At 47.6% G+C, this 5,764-nt stretch carries 2 protein-coding genes, 2 tRNA genes and 2 rRNA genes; 1 reads left to right on the plus strand and 5 read right to left on the minus strand.

What is annotated here, in order from left to right; all coding sequences use genetic code 11:
- The 5 genes from VIS94_05420 to VIS94_05440 form a co-directional block, all read right to left on the minus strand.
- Window positions 1-2,063, minus strand: a 23S ribosomal RNA gene (locus tag VIS94_05420); the annotation flags it as partial.
- Between the two features lie 97 nt (window positions 2,064-2,160).
- Window positions 2,161-2,234 (minus strand) — tRNA-Ala (locus VIS94_05425).
- A gap of 100 nt (window positions 2,235-2,334) precedes the next feature.
- A tRNA-Ile gene (locus VIS94_05430) sits at window positions 2,335-2,408 on the minus strand.
- A gap of 245 nt (window positions 2,409-2,653) precedes the next feature.
- Window positions 2,654-4,179 (minus strand): 16S ribosomal RNA (locus VIS94_05435).
- Between the two features lie 160 nt (window positions 4,180-4,339).
- A complete protein-coding gene (locus tag VIS94_05440) occupies window positions 4,340-4,636 on the minus strand; it encodes a hypothetical protein (protein ID HEY9160507.1) in 297 nt (98 codons plus the stop codon).
- Window positions 4,637-5,049: 413 nt separating this feature from the next.
- Here VIS94_05440 and VIS94_05445 point away from each other — a divergent pair, with 413 nt between their 5' ends.
- On the plus strand, window positions 5,050-5,424 hold the full coding sequence (locus VIS94_05445; GenBank protein ID HEY9160508.1) for a BlaI/MecI/CopY family transcriptional regulator: 375 nt from the start codon (window positions 5,050-5,052) through the stop codon (window positions 5,422-5,424).
- The last annotated feature ends 340 nt before the right edge of the window (window positions 5,425-5,764 follow it).

Here is a 5,764-nt window from a genome sequence, read left to right on the forward strand (position 1 = left end):
GGCATCTTCACCGGAACTACAATTTCACCGAGCTCGTGGCTGAGACAGTGCCCAGATCGTTACACCATTCGTGCAGGTCGGAACTTACCCGACAAGGAATTTCGCTACCTTAGGACCGTTATAGTTACGGCCGCCGTTTACCGGGGCTTCAATTCAGAGCTTCTCCCCATTGCTGGGAATAACCCCCCCTCTTAACCTTCCGGCACCGGGCAGGTGTCAGGCCTTATACATCATCTTTCGATTTCGCAAAGCCATGTGTTTTTGCTAAACAGTCGCCTGGGCTATTTATCTGCGTCCTGACGTCTATAGTCAGGAGACCTTTTTTCCGAAGTTACAGGTCTAATTTGCCTAGTTCCTTAGCCACGGATCACTCGAGCACCTTAGGATTCTCTCCTCGACTACCTGTGTCGGTTTGTGGTACGGGCACCATATACCTGACGCTTAGAGGGTTTTCTTGGAAGTCTGATTAGGATCACTATCCACTTGCCCGAAGGCTCATGGTACTCTCAGGTTCATCACTCCAAAGCTGTTAACCCTGAAGTATAACTACACCCTTTAACGTACTATTCCGTCAGTACGCGGATCTTTCACTCCTCCGTCGCCCCTTCGCAGTATACGGTGGTACTGGATTATTAACCAGTTGTCCATCAGGATCGCCTACCGGCTTACCCTTAGGCCCCGACTAACCCTGATCCGATTAGCGTTGATCAGGAAACCTTAGTCTTTCGGTGTGGAGGTTTCTCGCCTCCATTATCGTTACTTATGCCTACATCTTCTTTTCCAGACGCTCCAATCCCGCTTACGCGAGGTCTTCTACGCCGACTGGAATGCTCCCCTACCAATCCCGATTTCTCGGAAGTCCATAGCTTCGGTAATATGCTTATGCCCGTTTATTATCCACGCACAACCGCTCGACTAGTGAGCTGTTACGCACTCTTTAAATGAATGGCTGCTTCCAAGCCAACATCCTAGCTGTCTAAGCAGTCGCACCTCGTTTAATTCAACTTAGCATATATTTCGGGACCTTAGCTGATGATCTGGGTTCTTTCCCTTTTGTCCACGGACCTTAGCACCCGCAGGCTCACTCCCGGGGAACATCTTGCAGCATTCGGAGTTTGTCAAGGATCGATAGGCGGTGAAGCCCTCTAGCCTTATCAGTAGCTCTACCTCTGCAAGACTACCGCCGAGGCTGCACCTAAATGCATTTCGGGGAGTACGAGCTATTTCTCAGTTTGATTAGCCTTTCACCCCTATCCTCAGTTCATCCAAAGACTTTTCAACGTCAACTAGTTCGGCCCTCCATCCCGTGTTACCGGAACTTCAGCCTGACCAAGGATAGATCACAAAGTTTCGCGTCTACCTCCACTAACTATACGCCCTTTTCAGACTCGCTTTCGCTTCGGCTCCAACTCTCTAAGTCTTAACCTCGCTAGTAAAGTGTAACTCGTAGGCTCATTATGCAAAAGGCACGCCGTCATCCCGAAGTATCGGGACTCCGACAGGTTGTAAGCGCACGGTTTCAGGTACTATTTCACTCCCCTGTTCGGGGTGCTTTTCACCTTTCCCTCACGGTACTGGTCCACTATCGGTCTCTCAGTAGTATTTAGCCTTGCCAGATGGTCCTGGCTGTTTCAATCAGGATTTCTCGTGTCCCGACTTACTCAGGATACCCCTGAAACAAATGATATCTACGCGTACGGGACTTTCACCCCCTGCGGTGCCCCTTTCCAGAAAACTTCCGCTTCTTATCATTTGCCCCTGTCGAGGTCCTTCTACCCCATAACTGCCGAAACAATTATGGTTTGGGCTTTTCCCCTTTCGATCGCCACTACTCAGGGAATCACTTTTGTTTTCTCTTCCTCCGGGTACTAAGATGTTTCAGTTCCCCGGGTTTGCCTCCCGATCACTCGGAATGTTACGCCTTCAACGTAACGGGTTGCCCCATTCGGAAATCTGCGGATATATCGGATATTTGCTCCTCCCCGCAGCTTATCGCAGCTTGTCACGTCCTTCTTCGCCTCTGAGAGCCAAGGCATTCACCATGCGCCCTTCTTTTATTTTCTCGAATATAATCTTATTAATTTTTCAATCTCTACCAGTATGTCAAAGAACTTTATTCAATCTCGGATTGCGAATCGGTGAATTCCGAAATGAATTTTGTGGAGAATAAGGGAGTCGAACCCTTGACCCCCTGCGTGCAAGGCAGGTGCTCTGGCCAACTGAGCTAATTCCCCCTTTGTCCGCCGAAACTTCAGTGAAGGTGATGACTTCACCTTATGTCACTTTCAGTTTCATCGGAGCAGCCCTCCTTCGCTCAAGCTTCGGAGAGAGCGGTAGTCCCGCGCGGAGTTGAACCGCGGACCTCTACATTATCAGTGTAGCGCTCTAACCAACTGAGCTACGGGACTAGCTGATATTTCGGATTTCGGATTTCGGATTGCTGATTGCGGATTGCTGATTGCTGATTTATGAATTCGTGTTTATGAATTCGTGTTTTACTCCGGGTTCACAATTCCAAATTCCGAAATGATAATATTATTAATGAAGTATTCCAGGCGAGAAGTTTTTTGATCCCGGATTGCAGACTTTGGATTTCGGATTTGATTCCGAAATCGTAATTCCGATTTCCGAAATTCCGATTGATCTTCTCCAGAAAGGAGGTGTTCCAGCCGCACCTTCCGGTACGGCTACCTTGTTACGACTTAGCCCCAGTCACTGGTTTTACCCTAGGCCGCTCCTTGCGGTTACGGACTTCAGGTACCCCCAACTTCCATGGCTTGACGGGCGGTGTGTACAAGGCCCGGGAACGTATTCACCGCGCCATGGCTGATGCGCGATTACTAGCGAATCCAGCTTCACGGAGTCGAGTTGCAGACTCCGATCCGAACTGAGACCGGCTTTCGAGATTCGCATTGCCTCGCGGCATAGCTGCCCTCTGTACCGGCCATTGTAACACGTGTGTAGCCCTGGACATAAGGGCCGTGCTGATTTGACGTCATCCCCACCTTCCTCTCGGTTTACACCGGCAGTTTCGTTAGAGTTCCCGGCATTACCCGCTGGCAACTAACGATAAGGGTTGCGCTCGTTATGGGACTTAACCCGACACCTCACGGCACGAGCTGACGACAACCATGCAGCACCTTGCAGAGAGTCCCGAAGGAAATCAGCCTTTCAGCCGAATGCACTCTACATTTAAGCCCAGGTAAGGTTCCTCGCGTATCATCGAATTAAACCACATGTTCCTCCGCTTGTGCGGGCCCCCGTCAATTCCTTTGAGTTTCAGCCTTGCGGCCGTACTCCCCAGGTGGATCACTTAATGCTTTTGCTTAGCCGCTAACTGTGTATCGCTAACAGCGAGTGATCATCGTTTACGGCGTGGACTACCAGGGTATCTAATCCTGTTCGATCCCCACGCTTTCGTGCATCAGCGTCAGTAATGGCCCAGTAAGCTGCCTTCGCAATCGGTGTTCTGTGTAATATCTAAGCATTTCACCGCTACATTACACATTCCGCCTACCTTGACCACACTCAAGACTGACAGTATCAACGGCAAGTCTACAGTTAAGCTGCAGGTTTTCACCACTGACTTATCATTCCGCCTACGCACCCTTTAAACCCAATAAATCCGGATAACGCTCGCATCCTCCGTATTACCGCGGCTGCTGGCACGGAGTTAGCCGATGCTTATTCCCGGGGTACCGTCAATTCCCGTCACGACGGAAAAATTCTCCCCCCGGAAAAGCAGTTTACAACCCATAGGGCCGTCTTCCTGCACGCGGGATGGCTGGTTCAGGCTTGCGCCCATTGACCAATATTCCTCACTGCTGCCTCCCGTAGGAGTCTGGTCCGTGTCTCAGTACCAGTGTGGGGGATCACCCTCTCAGGTCCCCTAAACATCGTTGCCTTGGTAGGCCGTTACCCTGCCAACTAGCTAATGTTCCGCATGCCCATCCCGTACCGCCGGAGCTTTAAATATCTAAGGATGCCCCTAAATATCATCATGGGATATTAGTCCGAATTTCTCCGGGTTATCCCCCTGTACAGGGTAGGTTGCATACGTGTTACTCACCCGTGCGCCGGTCGCCACCAGAGTATTGCTACCCCGTGCTGCCCCTCGACTTGCATGTGTTAAGCCTCCCGCTAGCGTTCATCCTGAGCCAGGATCAAACTCTTCATTGTAAAAATTTATTCTTCTTGTGTCTTACAAAGATCAATCCTCTTGCGCTCAATTCTAAATACTAACAAGTTCTCTTTAGCGAGACGCATGTCTCGCCTGGTTGCTACTTCATCATTTCAAAGAACAAAAATTCTCCATGAATTTCTCGCCGGAGAATCGGTTTCATTTTGGGACAACAAAGTTAATAATTCCTCTTCGTCCTGCCAAAAAAATTGAGATAATTTTTCCGGCTTTCTCTCCATCTTCATTCCCTTCTTCCTGAAGCCGGAATCCTATCTCTTTTAACCCTTCAATTAACTCTTCGCTCCAAAAGCGGGTGCAAATGTATGCAACAATTTTTATAATCCAAATCTTTTTATGAATTTTTTTTGATAAAAATTTCTGCCTCGCTTTTATCTGATTGAATTTGTGAAAATTACATTTAAAACTTTTTTGCAGATTTTTTTCAATAAAATCCACGGCTGGTAATAAAAACCTGACTTTTATATGCCCCTGAAGAAATACCGGCTCCGGAAATCAACCGGTGTTTTTTCACAAACAGGACGCATATGCGATTCTCAAACCTGACACTGGGCATCGTGGCGCCACCCTGTTTGCAGAAAAAAGCAAGCCCTCTCATCGTAATGAGCCGCATAGCACCGGCCCACGGCAATCCGGGGCTAATATAAACATCTCCATGCCGGAAACTACGTATTAATCTACGTAGATATCTATGTAGCCTGCAACGTATTATACAATGTAATTCCGACCAGTTGCATACTGTCACGCTGAATTCTGCCCCATCCCTTACTCTGTTATCAATATCCAAAAATTCTACTATATTTATAGTAATATTAAAATAATTATAGTAATTTTGGTGAAAAATCTTATTCATGAAAGAGATTACCAAAGCACAGGAAGAGGTACTTAAAGCGATCTGGGATGTGGAGACAGGAGCTGTATCGGACATCCTTGAAAAACTTCCGGAGCCCAAACCGGCTTATACAACTGTGGCCACTGTAATCAAAGTCCTTGAACGGAAAGGATATGTTGCCCACAGAACATACGGCAAAACAAATGTGTATTATGCCCTGGTAAGCAGGAAGGAATACGCCGGCGATATAATCAGGGAGGCATATACAGGCCTTTTCAACTCATCACTTAATCAGCTCGTATCCCCATTTATTAAAAACAGGGATATAAGCATTACCGAACTTGAAGAGCTGAAAAAGATGCTCGAATCTGAAATTGAAAAACACAGGAAATAAAATGGCACTTATCCGATACATTATTACAGCAACTGCCTTACTCAGTATTTCCTACCTTGTTTTCAGGCTTGTATATCATAACCGAAAGGAATTCGGGCAGCAAAGGATCTTCCTCCTGTTAATACTGGCATTCTCATTGACATTACCCCTTTCCGGATTCCGTCTTGATCCTTCTGTCTTTCAGCCGAAAACAAAAATCAACGCAACAGAAAACGTGCGAAGTTACAGCGGTTTTAATAACGAAACAGTTCTCCGGGGAAACCAAATGGAATTTTCTTTAAATACCAGCACTGTCATGGCCATATTTCATCCCGGGCCATCCGGGACTCACACAATCAGC

This window comes from Desulfomonilia bacterium, from assembly GCA_036567785.1.
Lineage (GTDB): Bacteria > Desulfobacterota > Desulfomonilia > UBA1062 > UBA1062 > DATCTV01.